At 68.8% G+C, this 22,384-nt stretch carries 18 protein-coding genes and 2 pseudogenes; 13 read left to right on the top strand and 7 right to left on the bottom strand.

Translation table 11 applies throughout. The features are described from left to right. Positions 1-100 precede the first annotated feature (100 nt). Positions 101-478: a hypothetical protein gene (locus tag ABZV42_RS32375; RefSeq protein ID WP_356054924.1), complete on the top strand. Its 378-nt coding sequence runs from the start codon at positions 101-103 to the stop codon at positions 476-478. A 102-nt stretch (positions 479-580) separates the two neighbouring features. Then, positions 581-808, top strand: coding sequence for a hypothetical protein (locus ABZV42_RS32370; RefSeq protein ID WP_356054922.1), 228 nt, complete (start codon positions 581-583; stop codon positions 806-808). Between the two features lie 208 nt (positions 809-1,016). Here ABZV42_RS32370 and ABZV42_RS32365 read toward each other — a convergent pair whose 3' ends face one another. Beyond that, complete coding sequence (locus ABZV42_RS32365) at positions 1,017-2,306, bottom strand: tachylectin-related carbohydrate-binding protein (RefSeq protein WP_356054920.1); 1,290 nt, start codon at positions 2,304-2,306, stop codon at positions 1,017-1,019. 647 nt (positions 2,307-2,953) lie between these two features. On the opposite strand from ABZV42_RS32365, the gene ABZV42_RS32360 reads away from it, so the two are divergent. Then, entirely contained in the window at positions 2,954-3,733 is a 780-nt protein-coding gene (locus ABZV42_RS32360; RefSeq protein ID WP_356054918.1) for a hypothetical protein, read from the top strand. Positions 3,734-3,934: 201 nt separating this feature from the next. Here the strand turns inward: ABZV42_RS32360 and ABZV42_RS32355 are convergent, their stop codons facing one another. Then, positions 3,935-4,645, bottom strand: a complete 711-nt coding sequence (locus ABZV42_RS32355) for a DUF4232 domain-containing protein (protein ID WP_356054916.1) — start codon at positions 4,643-4,645, stop codon at positions 3,935-3,937. Between the two features lie 387 nt (positions 4,646-5,032). Beyond that, the gene (locus ABZV42_RS32350; RefSeq protein WP_356054914.1) at positions 5,033-5,899 is read right to left on the bottom strand and encodes a class I SAM-dependent methyltransferase; all 867 of its coding nucleotides are present in this window, start codon (positions 5,897-5,899) and stop codon (positions 5,033-5,035) included. A gap of 330 nt (positions 5,900-6,229) precedes the next feature. Here ABZV42_RS32350 and ABZV42_RS32345 point away from each other — a divergent pair, with 330 nt between their 5' ends. Together ABZV42_RS32345 and ABZV42_RS32340 are read left to right on the top strand one after the other, a co-directional pair. Continuing rightward, positions 6,230-6,754, top strand: coding sequence for a GNAT family protein (locus ABZV42_RS32345; protein WP_356054912.1), 525 nt, complete (start codon positions 6,230-6,232; stop codon positions 6,752-6,754). Positions 6,755-7,145: 391 nt separating this feature from the next. Beyond that, entirely contained in the window at positions 7,146-7,676 is a 531-nt protein-coding gene (locus ABZV42_RS32340) for a hypothetical protein (RefSeq protein WP_356054910.1), read from the top strand. Positions 7,677-7,730: 54 nt separating this feature from the next. On the opposite strand, the gene ABZV42_RS32335 is transcribed toward ABZV42_RS32340, so the two are convergent. The 3 genes and pseudogenes from ABZV42_RS32335 to ABZV42_RS32325 all read right to left on the bottom strand — a co-directional run bounded on the left by ABZV42_RS32335 (position 7,731) and on the right by ABZV42_RS32325 (position 10,353). Beyond that, complete coding sequence (locus tag ABZV42_RS32335) at positions 7,731-8,324, bottom strand: hypothetical protein (protein ID WP_356054908.1); 594 nt, start codon at positions 8,322-8,324, stop codon at positions 7,731-7,733. 38 nt (positions 8,325-8,362) lie between these two features. Further along, positions 8,363-8,908, bottom strand: a pseudogene (locus tag ABZV42_RS32330) (transposase). Positions 8,909-9,189: 281 nt separating this feature from the next. Continuing rightward, positions 9,190-10,353: a TIGR02391 family protein gene (locus ABZV42_RS32325; RefSeq protein ID WP_356054906.1), complete on the bottom strand. Its 1,164-nt coding sequence runs from the start codon at positions 10,351-10,353 to the stop codon at positions 9,190-9,192. A 1,213-nt stretch (positions 10,354-11,566) separates the two neighbouring features. On the opposite strand from ABZV42_RS32325, the gene ABZV42_RS32320 reads away from it, so the two are divergent. The 8 genes and pseudogenes from ABZV42_RS32320 (at position 11,567) to ABZV42_RS32285 (ending at position 20,037) form a co-directional block, all read left to right on the top strand. Then, a complete protein-coding gene (locus ABZV42_RS32320; protein ID WP_356054904.1) occupies positions 11,567-11,863 on the top strand; it encodes a helix-turn-helix transcriptional regulator in 297 nt (98 codons plus the stop codon). Continuing rightward, a complete protein-coding gene (locus ABZV42_RS32315; RefSeq protein WP_356054902.1) occupies positions 11,863-13,524 on the top strand; it encodes a helix-turn-helix transcriptional regulator in 1,662 nt (553 codons plus the stop codon). The genes ABZV42_RS32320 and ABZV42_RS32315 overlap by 1 nt, the downstream gene beginning before the upstream one ends. Before the next feature lie 102 nt (positions 13,525-13,626). Further along, positions 13,627-14,199: a transcriptional regulator gene (locus ABZV42_RS32310; RefSeq protein ID WP_356054900.1), complete on the top strand. Its 573-nt coding sequence runs from the start codon at positions 13,627-13,629 to the stop codon at positions 14,197-14,199. Between the two features lie 279 nt (positions 14,200-14,478). Next, on the top strand, positions 14,479-16,335 hold the full coding sequence (locus ABZV42_RS32305; RefSeq protein ID WP_356054898.1) for a polymorphic toxin-type HINT domain-containing protein: 1,857 nt from the start codon (positions 14,479-14,481) through the stop codon (positions 16,333-16,335). Next, positions 16,332-16,745 (top strand): DUF4279 domain-containing protein, encoded by a 414-nt coding sequence (locus ABZV42_RS32300; protein ID WP_356054896.1) that lies wholly within the window; start codon positions 16,332-16,334, stop codon positions 16,743-16,745. Before ABZV42_RS32305 ends, ABZV42_RS32300 begins: the two co-directional genes overlap by 4 nt. Before the next feature lie 549 nt (positions 16,746-17,294). Next, entirely contained in the window at positions 17,295-17,663 is a 369-nt protein-coding gene (locus ABZV42_RS32295; protein ID WP_356054894.1) for a hypothetical protein, read from the top strand. Beyond that, a pseudogene (locus tag ABZV42_RS32290) lies at positions 17,660-18,148 on the top strand (nucleotidyl transferase AbiEii/AbiGii toxin family protein); the annotation flags it as partial. The gene ABZV42_RS32295 and the pseudogene ABZV42_RS32290, both read left to right, overlap by 4 nt. Before the next feature lie 524 nt (positions 18,149-18,672). After that, positions 18,673-20,037, top strand: coding sequence for a HEAT repeat domain-containing protein (locus tag ABZV42_RS32285; RefSeq protein WP_356054892.1), 1,365 nt, complete (start codon positions 18,673-18,675; stop codon positions 20,035-20,037). 683 nt (positions 20,038-20,720) lie between these two features. Here the strand turns inward: ABZV42_RS32285 and ABZV42_RS32280 are convergent. After that, complete coding sequence (locus ABZV42_RS32280; protein ID WP_356054890.1) at positions 20,721-22,376, bottom strand: hypothetical protein; 1,656 nt, start codon at positions 22,374-22,376, stop codon at positions 20,721-20,723. Positions 22,377-22,384: the final 8 nt, after the last annotated feature.

Here is a 22,384-nt window from a genome sequence, read left to right as displayed (position 1 = left end):
ACCGGGGATCGCCGCAGGGGGAGGCCCAAAGCGGCCAGGGCCTCAACTGGCCACCGTAGAAGCAGACTTGCTGGCACATCCTGTTGAGATTCTGGACTGCATGTACCTGGTCCACACATATCTGGAACTGCCGTCCGGCGACGAACTGCCATGCAACATCAGGACTCTGGTGCGATCGGCGATCATCCCGCGCGACGGTGTCGAGCACGTCGCCGTGCATACCGTCTCCTCCTTTGAACTCACGCTCGGCTTCTACCTGTTGGCCGACGCGCTCGAAGAGGCGGAGGAGAGAGCGGTACGCACCACCCGCCGACTGCTGCGCGCCGTACCGGAGTTGGCCAGGGCGCGGCCGACCGGCGCCGGAGTACCGCTGATGCCCCTGGCCTTCGAACCGCGGACGGTGGACCGAGGCGGCCCCCGTGGACGCATCGGTCCAAGGCCGCTTCCGTCCATCCGTGAACCCTTTCCTCGGGCCTGAGCTGCGACGAACCTATGAATCACCGGCCGAGCCGAGCGCCACCGCGGGGCGCGACAGCAGGCCGGACACCGCATCTCGTCCCGGAAGGAACGGAAAACAGCCATGCTTCGTACCCGCATCGCCAAGGCCGCCGCGGTCTCCTCCCTCGTCGTCGCCGCGGCTCTCGCCGCCCCGGTGGCCATGCCCCGGTCCACGGCGGACGCGGTTCCGGCCTCCTCCGTTGTCGCCTCCGACGCCAGCTGGCAGACCGCTCCGGCTGACGCGGGCTGGCAGACCGCTCCGGCTGACGCGGGCTGGCAGGTCGCTCCGGCGGACGCGGGCTGGCAGTAGGCCGCCGGCCGCGCCCGGCAGCCGCGCGCCGCGGCCGTGTCCCGTCGACCTGACCTGAAGGGCGGCGCCCCCTCGAACCGAGGGGGCGCCGCCCTTTTCGGCGTGGGCCGGAGCATGGCCGGGACGGATATCTCCAAGGGTGCGGGGCGTGCGGACGCCTCGAAGGCCACGCCTGATCGGCGTGGCCTTCGAGGCGTCGGGCGGGGCGTCAGGCGATCTTCTTGTAGCGCAGGGCGACGTAGTCCGAGGCCGGGTGGCCGCTGATGTCACCGCTGTTGATGTTCGCGGTCGAGTAGTTCATGTCCGTCGCCGGGCTGCTCTCGGAGTAGTAGTAGAAGGTGCCTGTGTCCTGGTTCTTCCAGCCCGCGAAGATGACGGCGTGCTCGGAGTAGTCGTTCAGCGCGTCACCGGGCACGAGGTCGGCCTTGCTGATCTGCGTGCTCGCGCTGGGAAGCGTCTCGGTCGTCAGGGAACTGGTGAGGTGCCAGGCCATGGAGACGAAGCCGGAGCAGTCGGTGCGGTAGGAGTGGTCACCGTCGACGTCCACGGCGGAAGCGCCCTGGTCGTACTGGACGTTGCGGGTGTACCAGTTCTTGGCCCGGTCCATGACCTCACTGCGGTAGATCGTGCCGCCCTGGACGGACTTCGGCGGCGCCGACGGCACGTAGGCGCAGTTGTTCGCGTAGGCCGACAGCAGGCTCTGGGTCCAGCCGGAGGCGTCCACCGGGTCGTCGGAGTGGTACGTGACATCGCTGCCGTCGCCGTCGGTCGGGTCGGCGTCGGAGTACCAGTACATGCCGCCGTTGGTGCGGCCGTAGTAGAGGCCGCCGCCCGGCGAGGAGAGCGAGTCGACCGCCGACCAGCCGCTCGACTTGAGGACCGAGAGGTCCCAGTCGTTCACCCCGTTGATCTTGTAGCTGAGCAGCCGGCCGTCCGCGGTCGAGGCGACGATGCGGTCGTCGCCCGCCGCGGCGAGCGTTTTGAGGACGAAGCCGGTGTCGATCACGACGTGCTGGCCTATGTGCGCCGAGCCTGCGGGCTTGGGCTGCGAGACGACGTACTGGTGGAGCTGGCCGTCGACGGTTCCGTAGAGGTGGCCGGCTCCGTCGTAGACCATCTTGTCGAAGGTCCAGCCGCCGTCCCAGATCTTGACGACTCCGGCGAGTGTGAGGGAGGTGTTGTTCGTCTGGATGTCGACCCGGTAGAGGTCGCCGGTGGTCGAGGTGACCAGGACCGTGTTGAAGTTGAGCGTCGCCATCGCCTTGGGCGTGAAGCCGAGGTTCGGGCCGGTGAGCGTCTTGACGCGGTTGCCCGTGTCCGGTGCGATCTGCGTGTACGTCAGCCGTCCGTCCGCCAGCGTGCCGTATATCGACACGTCACCGGAGCACGACGCGACGGCGTGCGCGGCGCCGGCGGTGGTCGCCACCATGCCCAGGGACATGGCGCCGACGGCGGCGACGGCCGCGGTGGTACGGCGGAGGGCGTGGCTGAACTTCATGATTTCTCCTGCGGTGTGGAAGTCGAACGGGCGAAGGCACGTCACCGACCGCCCGGCTGCCCTGCAGGTGCAGCCGTGGAGGCCGTCCCGGGTGTGTCGCCCGGTGGCAAGAACTACTTTCGTCGCAGGTCACGAGGGGTGGAAGAGAGATCGACTGGACGCAAACGTCCTTGGCCTGTTGCGTCCTGACAGGGCATCGGAAGGCCCCGGGACACGCACGCGGCGCCCCGGGGCCTTCCGGTCCGCGTGACGTCGCAGGCCGCAGGAATCCGCCGGGCACCTGAGCGGGGTGAAGGCGTACAGGTCGATGACGTCCGGCGGCGGGGCGTCCTCGATCCGGGGAAGACGCTCTGCGCGATGAGCCAGTCCGCGCTGCGGCCTGACCGAAGCACTGGCGCGGGAACTCGGTGGCCGCGGCACAGGGCCACGACAAACCCGTTGCCCGCGCCTGCGACCACGGCGTCGGAGGAGAACCGAGATACGGGTTCCACCCAGCCTCGCATCCGATGGCTCGATGTTCATCCACCACGGGGAGTCCCACCCCGGCAGTTGCCCACTCACTGACCGGCGCACGGACGCCGACGATACGTTCCTCGTCATAAGAAGCGACGTCATGGCGGGTTCGGCGGCGTGGAACTCGCGAGGAGATGTCAGTGGTGTGGGACGAGGCGTGGGGCAAGTGGTTGCGGCAGTCGCCGCCGGGAAGCGAACTGTTCGCGTGGTGGCGGCAAGCAGGGGACGGGACGCGCCGGGTCGGCCGGGAGGCCTACGGGGAGCGCCTGGCCGCCCTGCTGTCAGCCGCATCCCCGCGCGACTGTGCCGCGGCTGGATTCGGGTGCACGCGGCGCATGGACCGTGTCTGCCGTGAGCCGTCGGTGTGCCGTCTGGCTCCGGCTGCACCGTCGGCCGCCGAAGAGGATTCGCGCGGTGAGCGCGAGGGTCCGGTCCAGGGCGCCTGCGGCGGATTCCACGGATTCCGGGGCGACTTCGAGGTCCATGTTCGGTTCAGCGGTGTCGGCGACCGGCATCGCGCGGTGTTCTGGCGCGACATGCCAGGGTCGGCGACCCGGCTGTGGGTGGACGGTGCCCCGGTCGGTTCGGGGGCCGGTCTGGACTCGTACGGGCACTGGCTCGACGGCAGGTTCCTGGTGGTGCAGGCGGAGGGGCCGGACAGCCATCCCCGGCAGTCGTACGGGCCGGGGACGCTGACTACCGGGATTGTCTCCGTGCTGATCCACGACGCCGCCCACGGCTCCACGCGGATGCTGATCCCGGAGCCCCACGAGGGATGGACCGATCCCCAGGTGGTCCCGGCCGGTGACACTTTGCGGGTGTACGCGACGCGCGAGGCCCTGGCCGCCGACGTACCCGACCGGATCATGCCGGCCCGGCCGGGCCCCCGGAGTGAGAGCAGAAGCCTCCCGTAGTGGTCCGCACCGCGGCACGGATGCACCGGCGGGAGTACGGCACACATGAGCGATGAACTGAGGCCGGACCAGGCCGAAATGGTCAGACCGGCCACGATGCCACGGATGGCCGAATCGGCGTCGGTGGCCGCCCGGGAGCCCTGCGAGGTGCCGGCCGTGGACGTGCGGGCGGACGGTGACGCGTCACCGGTCGGCGGACCGTCAGAAGTCGTACGGCTTCTTGGCGTTCCAGTTCAGCACGTCGGCCTCGTTCCAGGTGAACTTCTGGTTCTGACCCTTGCTGACGACGGAGTAGAAGGGGCCGGGGCGACCGTCCTGGCCGCGCAGCGCGAAGGCGAGCGACTGCGCCGTGTGGTTCTTGGAACCGTAGACGAAGAGGTTCACCGCGCTGTACACCTTGCCTCCGGGCTGGAGCGTGATGTGCTTGTCGCCGCCCGGGGCGTCCTTCTTGGAGTGCGGCAGCGCGACGTTGTCGGTGTTCCAGTTGAGTACCACGGCCGGGTAGGAGGTGACCCAGCAGGGCTTGGTGCCCTCGTTCACCGCGGTGAGCAGCAGGTGGTCGCCCTGCTGGCCGGCGAACCGGTGCACCGCGGTGACCAGCATCCCGTCTCCGCGGCACTGCTGGGCGCCGGCCGTTGTGCTCTTGCTCGTGATCTCCTGCGCCCCGCCCGCGGCGGTCGCCGAGGGCCCCCCTTCCTTGGTGTCAGCACTGCTGTTGGCCTGCGCCGCACTGCCCTTGGCGTCCCCCTCGGACGCCGACGGGCTCTGGGCGGTCCCCGCGCTGTGGCCGCGGCCCGCCGCCTTCGAACCGCCGTCGGCGCCGCCACAGGCGGTCAGGCCCAGCGCCAGCGCGGCGGTGACGGTGGCCAGAGCGGCGGTACGGGCGGTACGGCGGGCACGGTACGTGGTCATGATGAAAGATCCCCCATGATCTGTCAGGACACGGCACCTTCCCTTGCTGTCGCAGGGCGGCCGGCCGCATCGGCTGTTTCGCTACACCCCATGAGATGACGCCGGGACGAGCATTGTTTACTCGGATCTGTCCGCATTCGGTAACAAGGCAACTGGGCCCAGAAACACCGGTGTTCACGCCGTGCCCGGCAGTGGCGTCCAGTCGTCCGCGAACGCGGCGCGGATCTCGTCGGCGGTCATCCGATGCACGCACCCGGAGCGGTTGGGCGGCTCGCCGGGAAAAGGAGAGCAGAAGGCCTCATCACCGGTCTCCTCACCTCGACGCCAGGGCCACCCCGCCTGTCGAGCGGGTGACCCCGACCCTTGCCAGAGCATTCGGTCGACCTCTCACCTCGGCGGCTCTGCGACGGCGACGTGACCTGAGCGCAACGACGTCCGTCCCTGTGCGGGGATGCCGTGGGTGTGGGCGAGGTCGAGGAGGTTGTCGTCCAAAACCACTCGCAAACCGTGTTCGGCGAGGAGCGCGGCCAACTGCCGCGGCCTCCACAGCGAGCGCCACGGCTCGCCGGATGTGATGGAACTGCCGAGGACGCGTGTCAGGAGCCGGCCTGCGGCCGCCCTCGCGGACGGGGCCTGGTAGTTGACGACGAGCGTACTGCCCGGCGCCGTCCGGGCTGCGACAGCGGCCGCCGTGGCGCGTACCTCGTCGCGCGTGAGGTAGGGGACCACGCCCTCCCACAGCCATGTCGTAGGCGCGGACGGGTCGTGCCCCGCGGCGTCCAACGCTGTCCCGAGGTCGTCGACGGCGAAGTCGACCGGTGTGAACCGCACGGACCGGGCGAGGGCTGCCGACCGCGCCGGGAGGCGGGTCTGCTTGTCCTGCTGGGAGGCCGGATGGTCGACCTCCCACACATCGGTCCGCGCGAGCTCGGGCATACGCCAGGCTCGCGTGTCCAGACCGGCGCCGAGGATCACGAGCTGGTTCCTCACGTGTGCGCGCAGTGCCTCGTCGATGGCCAGGGTGCGCGGCACGACCACTTCCGCGCACGCCCGTACGCTCTCGTAGACAGTGCGCTCCTTCCAGCCCGTCGGGGGAGTGCCCGCACGGACCTGGTCCACGGGGATACGTTCTTCGGCCCGCAGCAGCTGTGACGCCATCGGATCAGCGAACCGGCCCTCCGCGGCCCGCCCGTTCGCGGCTGCCCTCCCCTGGCAGACGAGTACCGCTGTTCGACTGGCCGTACGCTCGCTCATGGGATCACCCTTACCGTTCGGACGCTGCCCCGGCCTGAGGAAGGGGCCCTTGTGCCATCGGCGTCACAAGCGTTGGCGTCCCCTCGGGCCGCGATCGGCGGGGAAGCCGGACTGTTGCCTGAACGACAGCGCTCCCGCGCAGGGGCCGCACGTTCGAGCAGCAGCTGATGGTCCGGGGCGGCCGGGGCGAGCTGCCGTGCGGTCGGTGTCACCCCCGGATTATGGCGCCCCTCCTACGCGTCACCACCGCCGGTCCTGTGGCCACGAGGCGTGTCGGCGCCCCACGGGCTGGGACGAGGGCCGGCACGTGCCGCCTCGTACCCTGTGACCATGTTGAGCCCTGATCACATTCACCTGCGCCCCGTCACCGAGAAGGACCTGGACCAGCTCGAACGCCTTCATGAAGATCCCGCCGAAGCCGGAGACCACGGCTTCTTCGGATTCCGTAATCCAGGGCGTCTCCGACGGCAGTGGGCTGACGGATTCCTGTCCGCTCAGGGCGGCAGGCTCGTGATCGCCGCAGACGACGACCGGTTCGTCGGCGAGGTGCAGTGGCACGAGGTGATGCAAGGCCCGGCGTCTCCGTGCTGGAACATCGGCATCTCCTTGCTCACCGCCGAACGCGGCAAGGGCTACGGGACGCAGGCGCAGCGCCGGCTCGCCGCCTACCTGTTCGACCACACCAAGGTCAACAGAGTCGAGGCGAGCACCGAACTGGTGAACATCGCCGAGCAGCGTGCCCTCGAGGGAGCGGGCTTCACCCGCGAAGGTGTCCTGCGCGGGGCCTGCTTCCGAGCCGGCGCATGGCGCGACATGGTCCTGTACTCGGTGCTGCGTTCGGACCAGGCGGCCTGAGTCCGCCCCTGCCCGCCGCAGCCGCGCATACGTGATCGAACCGACCATCGCATCGACCGGGCCCCGGCCGGTGCGGGCGGCGATCCCGCCGTCCGCACGTTTCGTCCCTCAGGCCGGCAGGCGTGGCACGCTGTCGATCAGACGTCGGGTGTCAACCGGCTGCGGTCGCCCGGCCTACGTACGCATCCACATCCTGCTGCCGCACAAGCTCTGCCATGAGCGCCCCTTCGACATCACGCACGACTGGCCATCCCCGAGATGGCAGGCCCGTGTGGCTTCGTAGATGAGAAGGGGGTTCTGGCACAGATCTTGGGGAGCGGTCGCGGAGCGTCACCTGGAGGCAGCCCAAATTCCGGGCACTCTCGCGAGGAGTGTTGGCATTGTGTGAACCATGGCAGCGATAAAAAACACGCCCGAACCGGACAGCCCCGAACGCGGCGTCTATCTGCCCTTGGAGGAGGCAGCGTGGCTATATCAGGCGAACCAGGTGCGCCCGGAAGACCTGCCGATGACCGCTGCCCAGGCACTCGCAGCTGGGGCGGACACTCCCGCCCTGTGTGAGCTTGCCGGTCTGCCACGTCATGCCGACCCCCGAGACATCCGGGACACGTTTGAGCAGGTCCTCGCAGAATTGGGGATTGCGTTGCCCGATCACCGCCTGGCCCAACGGTACGCGTTGCGCAGGCTGGCCATGCGGTTTGCCGCCGGGGAGGCAGGGCTCGCTGAGTTGGCGTCAGACGAGTGGTTGGAGATGGAGGTCGAGGCCGCTGAGGAGCAAGCATTCGTGGCGCTCCTCCCGCCATGCGCGTGCTGCATCGAGTACACGCTGGGGCTCGACGAGGTGGCATGGGAAGCACAGCTGCGGAACGCGGCCCGTGCATTGGTCTCGCACCCCACTGTCGGGCCCGGTATCTACCGGTAGTTCGTTAAATCCGGCGGTAGAGGTCAATGCCGTGTCCGGGTGTGACCTCATCAATCAGGGCCTGGAGTTCATGGGGTGGATCCGTGTCCGTCCATGCTTGCCACCATCGAGTGAGGGTGATGGCGGGGGTGAGCCAGGAACGGATGGCGCGTAAGGCCCTGGGCCAGCAGGGCTGTTGGGCCTTGTGGGGTATGTCTGGTCCCCCTCTCTGGGCCTTCGGTCGGGACAGGGGGCCGGCGCGGTGTCATCCAGGGGTCCGGGTGGGGCGAACCATTGGTCCCAGCAGAAGGAGAAGGCGCAGTTGACCAGGGTCTGGTGGCGGCGGATGGCGCGGGCGGAGCGGACTTGGAAGTCAGCCCAGCCGAGTTCGTCCTTGATCTGTTTGTAGCTCTGTTCGATCCATGGCCGCAGTCCATAGAGGCGGACGATCTCGGTGAGGTCGGCCGGCGGGTGCGGACTGGCCGTGGCGTGGGGTGCGTCGGGGTGGGGAAGATTGGTGGCCAGGTACCAGGTGGCCTTTTCCGGCAGCTGGGCCGGGTCGGTGGTGGCCACGACCAGCCGGCAGGGCGAGTCGGGACCGTAGCCGGCCAGGCGGGCATCGGCGGCCCACCAGGTCTCGGTGTTCCCGTCGCGGAAGTGACGCTCCACGGGCGTCCAGTCGCCGGGATGCTTGGCATCCTTCCAGGTCAGGGCGTGGGCGGCTTCGATGGGGGGTGCGGCTGGTCGGCCGGGGCCCAGGTGCCGCGGTGCGGCTTGAGCGCGACCACGTAGGCCAGGCCGGCCTCGCGCAGCGCGAGATACCAGGTGTCGCTGACGGAGTAGGCGCAGTCGGCGACCACCGCCCGGCAGCCGAAACCCGCCTCCCTCCCGCGGGCCGCGAGGGCAGCGGCCAGTTACGGTTTCGTGCGGAAGGCCGGATCGGACCGGCCGCGGGCGAAGTGATGGGCAGGGGTGTAGGGCGTCGCGTGCAGCGGGTAGTACACGCGGCCGTCGGTCCAGACCGTGGTCACCGTGACGATGCCGTTGTCCGTCTTGCCCAAACGTCCCAGCCACTGGCGGCCCACGTGCGCGGTCGCTGTGCCGGTCTTGCGGTCCCCGGAATCGTCGATCACGATGACCCCGCCGTCGTGCGGAGCTGTCGCCGGCTGCTCGCGCAGCAGCTCGAGCCGCCGGTCGTTGACCTGCTCGACCTCCCAGGGCGACTCGGACAGGAAGAACTGCAGCCGCTGCACCCCCGGCATCCCCCCACCCGCCACCGGCTCCGCTCCCGCGGCGCCAACAGCCCGGTCAGGTACTCGCGAAACCCCGCCGCTGAGCCAGACTGAAGAAGAGGTCGTCGAACCGGGCCGCATACTCCTCCAACGGCCCCGGCGCAGGCGGACACAGACGGCGAGCAGTCATCTTCAGCCCCCAGCATGGCAGTTGACTCCTACCACCGGCCTACGACCAACCCGACCTACCGTCAGCCCACGCCACCGCCGGATTAACGAACTACCGGTAGAGGCGACGTACGTTACGGACCCGCTGCGGCAGCCGCTAGAGCAGCTGCCACCACCTGCTTCCTGTGCTCGATATCGAGGCGCCGCATCAGGAAGCTGGCGATCACCAGCATCTCCGCGGCCTCATCACGATCGTCCTGCTTATCCGGCCCGTGCATGCGAGGGTTGCGTAGGGCGCCCATCGCTCCCTTGAACAGAAACTGCATGCCGGTCTGCTCGCTCTCCAGCGAGCCTCCCGTGGACCGAGTCACCGTGATCTTGGGAACAGGCTTGCCAAAGGCGATGCCCATCAACCTTTCACCGACCTCGTTGACACCGACCAGTGACGCCACGCGGTGCTCTACCGCCTGGAAGGCACTCCTCACCGCGTCGAGGTAGAAGCCGTTGTTATACCGCTCGGCGGCTACGGCCACGACCATGGGGTGCAGTTCAACGGCCACAGTCAGCGTCTCTGACGCCTCCACGACAGGCTCAGCTGCTGCTGCTGCTGCTGCTGGCGCCTGCGCCGGAATCGCCGGAAGCTGCGGCTGTCGGTTTGAGAAGGGGAGGTTTTCGGCCTGCGTTCGTACCGGTCCCAGCACTTGTTCCCTGATCCGCCAGTATTCAGCTACGGATTGCACGTCAGCGAAGGGCCGAATGCCCCGGTCGTAGCACAGTGACCACTCCAGGTCGTCCATCCTGGTACTGCCGCCCCGGAAGCACGTTTCATTCAGTCCGATGACAGCTGCGCCGTACGTGACCTTTTTGCTCAACAGCAACCCGTCGGCCTTCTCCATGCCTCTCAGGTCTTGAGGCATCAGCGTAGGCAGCTCCCCGGGCCGTGTGGGGTGGTAGTGGGGCTCGATCGTGGCCGCGGTCCGTACCATGCTGAGAAATGCGTTGATGGCGCCACGCGCGCCGGTGCAATTCGCGGCCCCTGCAACCGTCAGAGATAGTTGTTGATCCCCCATTGGCATCCGCGAGATATCCGGGTCTACGCCCCTCAGTAGTGCAGGGCAAAGTTGCTGCACTGCCGCTTCGTAGTCCAGGCCCGTCGCGTACAGCCTTCGGTCAATGGCGTCAAAGGTTGGCCAGACATGATGCTGGGAGAAATGGTCCCAGATCATATTGAGCAGGACATGGCCCGCTTCTCCCGTGTGGCGTGGCATCCCCTCTGGGGCGATGGTCCGAACGGTCACGTGCTGTCCCCCGACGTCCTAGTTTGAGCGATGCCCGCAGGCTACTCCGCGCGGAGTCCTACGAGGCGGAGGTTTTCGCACAGCCGATCATCCACATCGTGCGCCGTAGCTCGTGCTGTTCCGAGTTGACCAGGTTGCCCCACGCGCGGCTTGGCACTGGGCATCGTCCGGCGTCTGGGCCTGATGCAGGTTTGGGTTGACCTGCCGCACCTCGGCTTGCCTCGGAAGCGCAACTGGAGCCGATCGCCGGGGACCTCGCTGGCGGGACTTACTTCCTGGGCGCCGAGGAAGGCGACTGCCGGGCAGTTGTGTTCGCGAGCTCCGAAGGGGCAGGCGGGCTGACCGCCACCGACGGGCGGACGTGGGATCCGGGGTGAACAACAAGAAGGACCCGGTGGAGACGAAGCTCCACACTGTTGTCTGCTCCGGCAAGGTCATCCTCGCCGCCGCGCAGCAAGCCATCGTCACCGTGGACGACCGCGCTCAGCCGTCTCGGACTCAGCGGACCACACGCAGACCGCGGCCGCGTTCCCTCGTGGCAGTCGGAGGTTGCGGCTTCGGGACAACCGACGGTGTCTGGTCGGTCGTTCACCCCTCCGGGGCGCGCAGTGGCAGCCGCGGGGGACGGGTTCGCCCACCGTCGCCACGCCGTCAGATTGGCGGCCTGCAGCCCGTATACGGGCGCGACCCAGTTCAGGAACCTGGAACTGCTTTGGGCCTGCCGCCGCGACCTCGCCGCCTTCCGCGCCGCGTTCACCGAACGCCTCGAGGGCTGCACGGCCGACGCCATACCGTTCCAGCCGGAAGAGCAGGACCACGTCCGGCTGCTGCTGCGCCGCCTGGCCCCCGTTGCCGCCCCCGGCTACTGCATGTTCTGCACCCAGCGCTGCCCCGACTCCGCACGCGGGCCCAGGGAGTTCTACTTCCCCTGGTGCCGCAGCCGCGCCCACACACTGCGCGCCAAGGGCCCTGCTGCCCGGGCCCGCTGCTCCCGCGCCCCCGCAAGCAGCGCTTGGACCTCCCCGGCGACGCCACGATCGTGGATCTCACGGTCAGGCCTCCCGGGTAGGCGGCAGACCGCCGGATACCGAACCCGGACCGAGCAACTCCGCCTGATCCGGGCCGGGTTCGGCCATACAGGAAACCATCAACCAGTAATGCGAAATCCTCAATTCTCATGAGAAAAACTCATGCCACATGGTAAGATGGGGCTATGGGAATGTCTCTGGCTGAGCGGGTGCGGGTCACGGTTGCGGCGCTGATGCACGCCACCGGGGAGTCGCAGGAACGGCTGGCCGGGGTGCTCGGGGTCACCCAGGCCCAGGTGAGCCGCCGCCAGTCCGGCACCGCCGCCTGGAGTCTGGACGACTGTGACCGGCTGGCCGTGCACTACGGCATCGACGTGCTGGACCTGTTGGCCGGCCCGAGTCGGGCATGCGAAGCACTGCCCGCAGCACGCCGCGGTGTCCGGGGGCGGCGGAGCGTGAACATGCTGGAGGGCGAGCGGTGATGGCACAGTTCGACGCGGTCGATGCCCTGCTGGCCACGGTCCGCAAGGAGGCCGACCTGCCCCCGGCCGAAGAGCGCCGGGCGTTGCGCGAGGCGCTGAACCTCTCCCGCGCGCAGGTGGCCCGCGTCCTGGAGGTCAGCCCCTCCACGGTCGGCGGCTGGGAGACGGGCCGGGATCCGGCCGGCGAGGTCCGCGACCGGTACGCCTACTTCCTGAACAGTGCGCAGGCCAAAATCGCTGCCCTCGCCGCCGGGGACAAGCCGGAGACCGCCGCCGACGCGCTGCAGGCTGCCCGTGAGCCCGGGTCCGGGAACCGTGCCGAGACCGCGGCGGAGCACGGCGATGCGATGGACCAGGAGCCCTGGGAGGGGGAAGCCGACGATGTCGAGGCCCTGCCCGTGCCCCGGCCGTGCGTGTTGTGCGGGCAGGACGCCCGCCACCAGGTCGCCGGATACCCCCAGCACCTGGACCCCGCCGAATGCGCCGCCGAACCTCCGGCTGCCCGCCCCGCCGTAGTCCAGCCCGCAGCATCAGCCTTCGCACCCGAAACCCCCACCGCGGCAGGGGCTTCGAGGAGGGCGGGCGTGTCGACCCGTCCCGCCCGTTCGTCGCACGCGGTTCTGTCCGGCCGGGCAGGCGTACAGGTGACGACGGTGCGCGCGGGCGGCCGGGTACAGACCACCGGCGACGTCCCCGACCTCATCGCCGACGCGGTCACCGCGGCTCTGGCCGAGCACCGTGGGGATGTGGAGGCGGCGACCGCGGCCCTGGTCAAGCGGGCCATCCCGGACGCGATGATCCTGCTGGACAGCACCCGCAAGGGCGGCCGCTACGACGTCGTCGCCCACCCCTGGATCCCCGACATCCTGCGCAAGCAGAGCGCCAAGGGAGCCGACCGGATCTGGGAGGCCCGCCCGAAGTGGACCCGGCCCGAACTACCGTCCGGCCGACATGAGGTGACCAGCCTCGACATCAACGGCGCCTACCTGTCCGCCCTCAAGACCCATCTGCCGATCGGCCAGTTGGAACACTCCGAGGGCAACGTCCACGACCGGCGCCGCGCCGGGGTCCACCTGATCACCCCGCCCGCTTGGGATCACCACAAGGTCCTGCCGAACCCGCTGGGTGACCGCGACGAGGACGGACCGCTGTGGGTCACCGAACCCACCCTGCGCCTGCTGCTGCGCCTGTCCGGCCCGAATCACGGGTTGTGCGAGGCGCCGGTGATCCACGAGTCGTTCACCTCGGGGGCGACCGAGAGCCTGCTGGAGAAGTTCCGCATCCTGCTCAAGGACGCCCGGGACCGGGCGATCGCCGAGGATGATGAGGTCACGGGGGAGTACGTGAAGGCGATGTACTCCAAGTTCGTTTCCACGATGGGGGAGTCGAACTACAACCGCGAGCTCTACCGCCCCGACTGGATGCACCTCATCCGCTCGCAGGCGTTCGCGAACCTGTGGACGAAAGCGCATCGGGCCCACGACGAGGGCCTGACGGTGGTCGGCGTCCAGGGCACCGATGAACTCCACGTCATCGGCGACTGGCGGCAGGTGTTCGCCGAGGGTCGTGGCGTAACCGAGGTGAAGGTCAAGGACGCGTACGCCATTGGCACTGCCGGTGACAAGAGCCAGGCCGCAGAAAGCCCCGGGGCCCCCTCCTGACAGCGATCACCTGTCCCGGCGTCACATCGCCCTGGCCGGGCAGAGTGATCGGCTCGTGCAAGCCCGTACAGTGATCCAACCGACCGAGGACCGGAAGAGACGATGGCAGAGCGGAACATCGAGTTCGGCAAGTACGGCGCCCGTGGCCTCAAGGGTCACGAAGCCGTCGCCCGTCGGCTGGACGACCTTGCCGGCTACATCGCGACCCCCGTCACTGCCCGCCGCGGCCTGCTCGCCCGCCTGCACTACCTCACCCGCACCGACCACGCCCGCACCGCCGCCCGCACGGCCGGTCTGACCGTCACGAACCGCACCCTGCGCGCCTGGCTCGACGGCACCCGTTCGCCGTCGCGGAAGAACCTGGAACGCATCGAGCGGGCCTACCGGACCGTGCGGCGCGAGAACGTCGCCCGCTACCTCACCGCCCGCCTCAACCGTGCGGGCCGGGGCACCCGGGTCGAGATCCACCCGCTCAACCAGTCCCGGGTCGACCGGCCCAGGCAGCGCGTGGTGGAGTTTCGTACGCTCAACGTGCGCCGCTGGGACCGCATCGTCGCGGCCTGGGCCGCCAGCGACGAGCAGGCACTCGACGACGCGTGGGTGGACCAGGTCGTCGACCTCGGCAGCCAGTGGGGGCAGTACGAGTACGTCACCAACATCGGCTTCGCCGCCTGACGTTGGTCACGGCGCCGGCGGTTCGACGCGGCCTTGACCTGCGATGGCGGACACGCCGCAAGGACCACCAGGGTCAGTCGGCGCGTCAGCACCCGCCCGGACACGGCCCGTCGGCCCGCGAGGATTTGAGTTGATCATGACCGACGGTAACGCTTTACCCTAATTGCGACCACGCGTTCGAAACGCACGCGAACACAGGGCGGCCCGACCGGCCGCCCCGGGGGAAACACGGACTCCTGCCGGCGAACGGCGACTTGGGGTCCGTGCTCTGAGGAACACATGCACCTGCACGTAAAACAGAAGATCGTCACGCTCGCAACCGCCCTGTGCCTGACCCTGGGCGCGGGCGTGGGCACCGCCTCGGCGGCCGGGACGCCGCCGAAGCGAGAGGCGGAGCCCACCTTGCTGGAGATCGCGGCCAAGGTGGCGCAGTACTCCGACTGCGGTTCCCAGCCTCTGCTGGAACGGCCCGCCTGCCTCAAGGAGTTCGCCCTCAAGTCCGCCAAGCTCGGCCTCGGCGTGGGCGTCTTCCTCTACGTCACTCGTGACGCGATGAAGGACGAGGGCAGCTCGTTCAAGGAGCTGGAGACGGCGCTGACCGAGCTGTACAAGCTCAAGCCCTACCTCCTGCTCGACCCGGACAAAGAGACCGACCCGGCCAAGAAGAAGCAGATCTACGAGCAGACGCTCAAGGCGTTCAAGGCCGCCAAGCCGCACGTGGACAAGCTGCGCACCGACGTCGTCAGGGCTTCCCGCCTTCTCGACGCCCACACTGAGTCGGTCGAGGCCTTGGCCGTGCTCGCTGTCGCCGTCGGCGACTACTACCCCGATCCGAAGCCCGTCGATGACCGGCCGGCGAAGGACACCTGGGACATCGCGGGCTTCTTCAAGGACATCGGCAAGAGCCTGGACCAGATCAACGCCGGCTTCGACAAGATGAACGGCGCCCTCGATGGCATGAACAAGGCCACCACCGAGGTCAACCGAGGCCTGGACCAGGCCAACAAGGGCATCGAGAAGGCCAACCGGGGGATGGACAAGCTCAATGAGGGAGTCAAGGAAGCCAACAAGGGGCTGAACGAGACCACGAAGGCCGTCGAGGGCATGGACAAGGCCGCCTCCAAGCTCCACGAGATACCGGACTTCGACTTCGACTTCTCCCGTCTCGCCGAGAAGATCGGGTCGAAGGACACCACCGTCGAGGAACGGGCCGCCCAGGAGCGCCGGATGTCGGTGCTGCTCAACCTGATGCCCGGGATCGGGGACGCCAAGGGCGTCATCGAAGCCATCACCGGCAGCGACCTGGCCACCGGTGAGAAGGTGAGCGACACCGACCGGGCGCTGGGCTCGCTCGCGGTCATGCGCTGGCTCAAGTACGGGGGCAAGCTGCTCCCGGAGGACATCAGGGCCGCCCGCAAGGGCGACAAGATGCCGAACTGCAACAGCTTCCCGGCCGGCACGCGGGTTCTCATGGGCGACGGCACCACCACGGTGCCCATCGAGCAGATCACCGTCGGCGACAGCGTCCTGGCCACCGACCCGCAGGCTGGGATCACCGGCTCGCGGCCGGTCGAGGACACCATCTACACGCCCGACGACGAGGACTTCACCAGCGTCACCCTGACCGGCGACGGGGGAGCGGAGCCGGCCACGCTCACCGCGACCGACCACCACCCCTTCTGGGTCGAGAACCGGGGGCGATGGGCGGACGCCCGCGACCTCAACTCCGGTGAGGCGATGCGCACCCCGGGCGGCACCGCGGTGCGCATCGACAAGGTCGCGCACTGGAAGGAGCCGCAGGGCGCCTACAACCTGACCGTCAACGACCTGCACACCTACTACGTGCTGGCCGGAGCCACACCCGTACTCGTCCACAACGCGTCCTGTGGTTTCATCAAGGGAGAGATCCCCGACGCAGCGGCCATCGAGCGAGGCTCCCTGGTCAAGATCAAAGAGAAGCAGCTCGAGAAGGCGCTCAAGACCGTCGGAGAGGACCCCCACGGCTTCAAGGCCGACTGGGTGGGGAAGAACAACGTGTCGCGGTTCGACGCGATGCGCGACGGCGAGGGCAGAGTCGTCCTCGTGAGCAAGGACGGGAAGATCTTGGTTCCGACGAATTACAGGTACCGGCCGTGAGCGCGTTCCGGATGTACCTGAGGGTGGTCAGCGAATCCCTGCAGCTGCAGGAGATCTCCGCGCGGCTGGGATGCGAAGCGGACGAAGCGACCGCGATCGGCAGCCGCAGGCGCCCCCAGTCCCCACCCCGCAAGCACGCGACCTGGATTCGCCACGTCCGGGCCCCGGGCGAGTCCAGGCGACCCGAGGATCTCGAACCGGTGGTCCTGGCCTGGGGACCAGAGTTCGCCGCAGCGCTGGGGCGCCTGGCCGACTCGAAGGACGCCGACGTCTCCCTCGTGCTCGTCCAAGAGATCACCGACCCGGAGGACCCGCAGCAGAAGGGCATTTTCCTGCGCGCGGCCCTGCTGGCCTGGCTGGCCCGGGCCGGAGCGTCGCTGGACATCGACCAGTACGTGTATCTCGACTGAGCCGACCGCCGGGGCAGAAGCCGACCCCGGCCAAGCCGTGCCAGTAGCCGATGACCTGGCCCGGGCCGACTGCTGTACGTCGGTCCGGGCCAAGTTCGCCTCGCAGCCGCGGAGCCACGGTTACGGGACCAACGCACGGCATGATCGTCCAGCGCTGTCGCGGCGTCGTCGCTCTTCGCCGAAAGACAATGACCGAAAGGACGGCGGCGGGCGGGTCATCCCAGACCCGAAGCCCGCCTCGCCCACCCGGCCGCCATCCCTACCTGCCGACGACTGGATAGGGGCGGCCCGTCCTGGATCGATGATCACCCGGAAGACAGGCTTGGCAGGTGGCACTCGGTACCCGAGGCGTCAGGTCTGCAGAGCAACGGGGTCTTACCGAGGGCCACCGCTTTGTCGCGGGTAGCCGAACCAGTCCGGTCGCAGCCCCCAGAGCATGAGGGCATGGCCTTCTCGGCCCGCCGCAGCTGTTGCCGGGACCTGGCTGTCGGGCGCGCCGGTTCCGGCGTCGGCCGACACCCGCCCGGTCCGGCAGGCGATAATCGGAGCATGGCTTTCAGCTCCTCTCGTTTCCCGGTGCCGAACGCGTTCGAGCTGCTCCGCGAGCAGTACGCCAAGCGGTTGCCTGCGCGCCTTCAGGACCTGACGGGCCCCACCCACGGCTCGGTCGACCTGCCGCTGCACGTGGCATGGTCGGGCCGCCGCTCCTACGACGTGGAGCAGCCGCGCTCGCGGATGAGCCTTTACCGCACCGTTCTGGCCGAGGGGCAGCGCCAAGACCTGGTCGCCTTCCTGAACCGGGATCTACTGCTCGGGCAGTGGCCGGTGCTGCGCACCCTGATCAGCAGGCCGCTGCGGGAGGCATGGGAAGCGGCCTTTCCCGAGCTGGCCGCCGTCCGGAGCGCGCCGGCCGCGTGAACCTGACCGACCTGCACCGCCGGCTCCTCGCGGATGTACTCGCGATCGGCACCCCGTACCCCTTGGTGATCACAGGTGGCTATGCCGTCCAGGCTCACGGCCTGGTCGACCGCCTCAGCCAGGACCTCGACGTAGCGACCGAGAATCCCGCCTCGATCGCCGAGATCGTCGCTGTGGTCGGCGACGGCCTCACCACTCGCGGCTGGAGCATCCGCCAGATCGAGACGGGTGCCCTCTCCGGTCGTCTCATCGCGACCGACCCGAAATCCGGGGAGGAATGCGAGGTGGATGTCCTCAAGGAGGCATTCTGGGCGGCACCTGTGGAGACCGGGGACGGACCGGTGCTGGCCCTCGACGATGTGATCGGCACCAAGGTCCGCGCGCTCGCGGACCGCAGTGCGGTCCGCGACCTCATCGACGTCCACGCCGCCTCCCAGCACCGCACCACGGCCGACCTCGAAACGCTCGGCCGCCGCCACGCACGCTAAGAGTTCAGCCTCCAGGACCTGCGCGACCGCATCAACGGTGCCGACTGGTGGGCAGGAGTACCGGTTCGAATTCTTCGTTGCGCGTGTGGCCTGACGACGGCTGACGCAAAGGCGTGCCGGGAACCGCAGTCGACTGTCGCGCCCGGTTCGCTCCATGCCCGACCGGCCGGCGCATTCGAAGTACTGGATATCCCGGCCAATCCTCGAGGGGCACTTCCCGCGACGTAGACGCCGCGCCGTCGACGGACTGTGTGCCGGCCCGGCGTCGCCGACCCGACGTACTGCCGGACGGCGACGGGCACGGCGGTCGAGCACCTAAGCCCAGAAGAAGCGCCGGCACTGGGCACCGTCCCTCGTCACGGCGTAACAGCCCCGAGAATGCCTGCTGATCATGTTGGAGCGCCGAGGAACCCCAAGATTTCCGACAGAGTCAAGTTAGGCATGACAATTCTGGTGCCGTACGTCCGCCCCTCCCCGGTGAGTTGTGGGTTTTCCTCGGCGGTCCGGCGATGTGATTAGGAATGGGGGACACAAGCGTGGGCGAGACGGAATTCGACAGTCGGCTGAGGTCGGCGGTTCGGGCGGGGGACGCTGAGGCGGTGCGGGATCTGTTGGACAGGGGCGCGGATCCGGACGCGGTCGACGAGGGCGGGCTGCCGGTGCTGTGCGGGGCCGTGGCGGCTTGCGACGCGTCGGTGGCCGAGGTGTTGATGGAGGGTGGTGCGGATGCTGACCGGGTGTTGCCGGATGGAACCACGCCGCTGTGGCGAGCCGTCGACGGTGGCTCTCCGGCGGTTTTCTCGGCGGTGCTGGGCAAGGAGCCCCGGCTGCGACTTTCGGAAGCCGCCCGTGAACGGCTGCTCGCCTTGGCCCGGGACTGGTACGAGACGGGCGCGGTCGAGGAACTGCGGCGCAGGACGGGCGCGCAGGGTCCGGCCGCGACGGTCCGCGTGCAGGACGGCGAGTACGACTGGGTCGATCTGGTCTCACTCGGCGTCCTGAACGTACGAGCTGGCCACGGGGCCATCCTGACGTCGCTGGAGTGGGCCTTCCGCATCCTGACCCCCGTCGACGAACTGATCGCCCGTGCTGTCGGCCGGCATGAAGAGGACCATGTGAACTGGTCGACGGTCTGCTGGATCCTCAGCGAGCGCCGCAGCTTTGAGACCTGGTCGGCTGTGGTGGCCCATCGCCACGACCGTGACCTGGTGCATCGCCGGTTCGTGTTGGACTACCTGCGGATGCGGGGGTTCCTCGATACCAGCCCCTACTACGAGAAGAAGGAGAGCGAACTCCTGGCCGCCTGGGCGGCCGAGGAAACGGACGGCGAGATGCTCGCGAAGGTGCTCGACGCCTTCACGGACCGTGATCATCCGGGCCAGGAAGTCCTCGGCCTGCGCTACCGCGACCATCCCGACCCGCGCGTGCGCCGCGAAGTGCCCTACGCCCTCTCCACGGACGACGTTGCCCGCACCCCGGCGGCCAGGGCCGCTCTGCTCACCCTCCTGCGCGATCCGGATGCCGAGGTGCGGCTCAGGGCGTGTGCGGCGAGCATGCGGGACGACGACCTCCTCTCGGAGATCACCCGGGCGCTGCTCCTGTTGGCCGAGGACCCGGATCCCGACTCGCGGGGTGCGGCCGTGGCGGCACTGGCCGGTTCTCGGGATCGTACGTCCGCGGTCGCCGACGCCCTGGCAGGGCTGCTCGACGAGGACGATCAACTCGTGCGTTTGGAAGCCGCTTACGGTCTCGCCGTGCGCGACGATCCGCGCACCGCTGAGGCGTTCGAGCGGGTGGGGCCTCTTGGTGAGGGCTTCGAGCACGACCACCGGGCCGACGCGCTCTGGCGGTGGAGGTGGCGGAAGGAGAACTCGGCTGCCGAGTGACGGCCGGTCAGCGCGAGCACCGGCTTTGACCGGTGGAGCCATTGTCGGCGAGGCGGATTTGCGGGTCAGGCCGCCCCGGTAGCGTCCGAGTCCTTCGCCGAACGGTGCTGCCGGGTCTGGCGAGTTGCTCGGGAGCTGCGGCGCTGTGGGCAGTGCCGCTGCCCCGAAACCGGACCCGGGTGTCCTGTAGCAGCGAAGCCGGACCAATCGCCATCCTGAAGCTCGACCGGTACCACCTGGTGAGTCCTATGCGACTTCGGTGCCCAGCTGCTCCCAGGACCGCTGGGAAAGCCACGGAAAGCCTCACGACATCGGGACCGTTCGTCCGATCTGCCGTCGCGCTTGGTTGAGGCGTACCGCCCGCCTGCCGTGCCTGAAGGGCCGTCAGTCAGATCCGGTAGGGGAACTTCCTTGATGCACCCGCAGCGGTCGCCGCAGCGTTCTAAGTTCGCCTCATGCGGCGCAACGAGAGTGATGATGTTCCATTGAACCTGGTCATCAAAGTCAGGCCACGCCTAGCTTCCTAGCACGTATCAGGCGCCAACCAGCAGTGGCGCTTGAACTGGACGAACCGGCGGCACACCGTCATTCCCTCGCACCGTGTCGCCCAGCTGGCCGGCCCCGCACTCACCGGGCCGGCCGGACGGACAGAGCGGCGCGCGCTGGATCCGTTGTGACGCGGATCAGCGGACGTCGACGTAGTCGGTGACCCTGGTGCTGGTGAGGTAGTGGTTTCCGGTCTCGCGGCTGAGGGCGACGGCCCAGGTGCCGTCCCGCTCGGCGCTCACCCGGCCCTCGAGGTGGCCGTTGGCGTCACTGCCCAGTTCGCAGACGTAGTGGTAGGTGGTGGAGCCGCGAGGCTTGAAGTAGAGGGTGGGTGCGCCCCCTTGGAGAGGCTTCCAGGTGGTGCCCTTCTTGTACTGGAGGGTGCCCGCGAAGCTGATCGCCTGGCTCTTGCGCACGGTGTCGGAGGAGGCGTGGAAGCCGGTGATGCGGGTGGCGTAGCGGTAGAGGTGCACCGGCTTCGTGGTACTGCTGCCGAGGTCGGGGTTGCCGTTGAAACGGGCCCGCCAGTACGCGTCGGTGTCCGGCTTGGCGAGGGTGCGGGCGAACGTCTCCTGGAACAGAGGTCGGTTGTGGCGGATCGGGACCGGAACGGTGGCGGCGTCCTTCCAGCCGCTCTTGCCGTCCTTGGAGTACTGCAGGGTGACGGTGGGCTGGGCGGGCCAGTGGGCGTGGGTGTCTTCGTAATCGACGTCGCCGTGAGTTTGCAGGGACCCATCGTCGTTGAGTGATGCGCTCAGCGCGATGTGTGTGGTGTAGGCGACGTGGAGGCTGAAGGGTTCGGTGGTTGTCTGCTGGAAGGGCATGTCGCCCGTGCCTGCGACGAGTTCGGCGCTGGGGGCGGCGTTCTCAGAGGAGACGTGCAGGGTGTAGTCGCCCCGGTTGTCGGTGGTCGTTTGCCCGGCCACGGCGCGGCCCTCGAGGGTGATCGCGGTGTGCGGCAGCGGCTGCCAACCTGAGGCGGTCTGGATCTCCGCGTGGCCGGTGACGGTACCCGTCGCACCCTGCTGCAGGTTCAGGGTGTGCGTGCTGGCAGAGAAACGGACCGGTGCCTGCGCGGTGTGCAGGTTCTGGGGGGACATCGGCGGGTGGATCGCCCCCGGGTAGCGGCTGGAGGCCTCGGGCACGGTGTACAGCTGGAAGAACGGCTCGGCAGGGACGAAGGCAGCGGTGAAGCGACCGTCGGCGGCGGTGGTCGCGGTCGTGTGGACGTACCCGGCGTCGACGCCGATGGTGACCCCGTCGGCGGGAGCCGGCGTGTCAGGGTCGCGGGGGTCCCGGGCGACGACGGTGCCGCTGACGGAGACGTCCTGGTGAAGGTAGTCCGGGACCGTCGGGGTGGTGGTGACGCCGGTGACCGTGATGACGGTCCGGTAGTGCAGGGTGTGCGGCGAGAGGGCCTCGGTGACGGTGGCGCCGGAGGCGTCCTGCAGATCGACCGTCACCCGGTAGTCGCCGAGTTCGGCCAGGTGCACCGGCGCCCTCCAGACGCCGGAGCTGGCGTCCTGCCCCTCGTACTGGGTGAAGTCCTCGGTCGATCCGGCCTCCGGGGCCCCGTCCGGTGCGTCCAGCGGATAGAAGTGGGCCGTGATCCGAGTGAGCGGGCTGTCGGAGTGCGCCGTGACGAAGAGCAGGCCCGGCTCGTACCAGCCGTCGGCGTCGGACAGGACGGGACCGCCGGTGGTGCCGTCCGCGTGGGCCAGGGCGGTTCCCGTGAACAGGGAGGCGGACAGGGCGGTCGCCGTGGCCGCGGCCAGGAAGGTGCTGCGTCTCATGAAGGTTC

The organism is Streptomyces sp. NPDC005281, from assembly GCF_040607495.1.
GTDB lineage: Bacteria > Actinomycetota > Actinomycetes > Streptomycetales > Streptomycetaceae > Streptomyces.
Note: the sequence above shows the minus strand (reverse complement) of the source record. Positions and strands in the feature narration are given on the sequence as shown.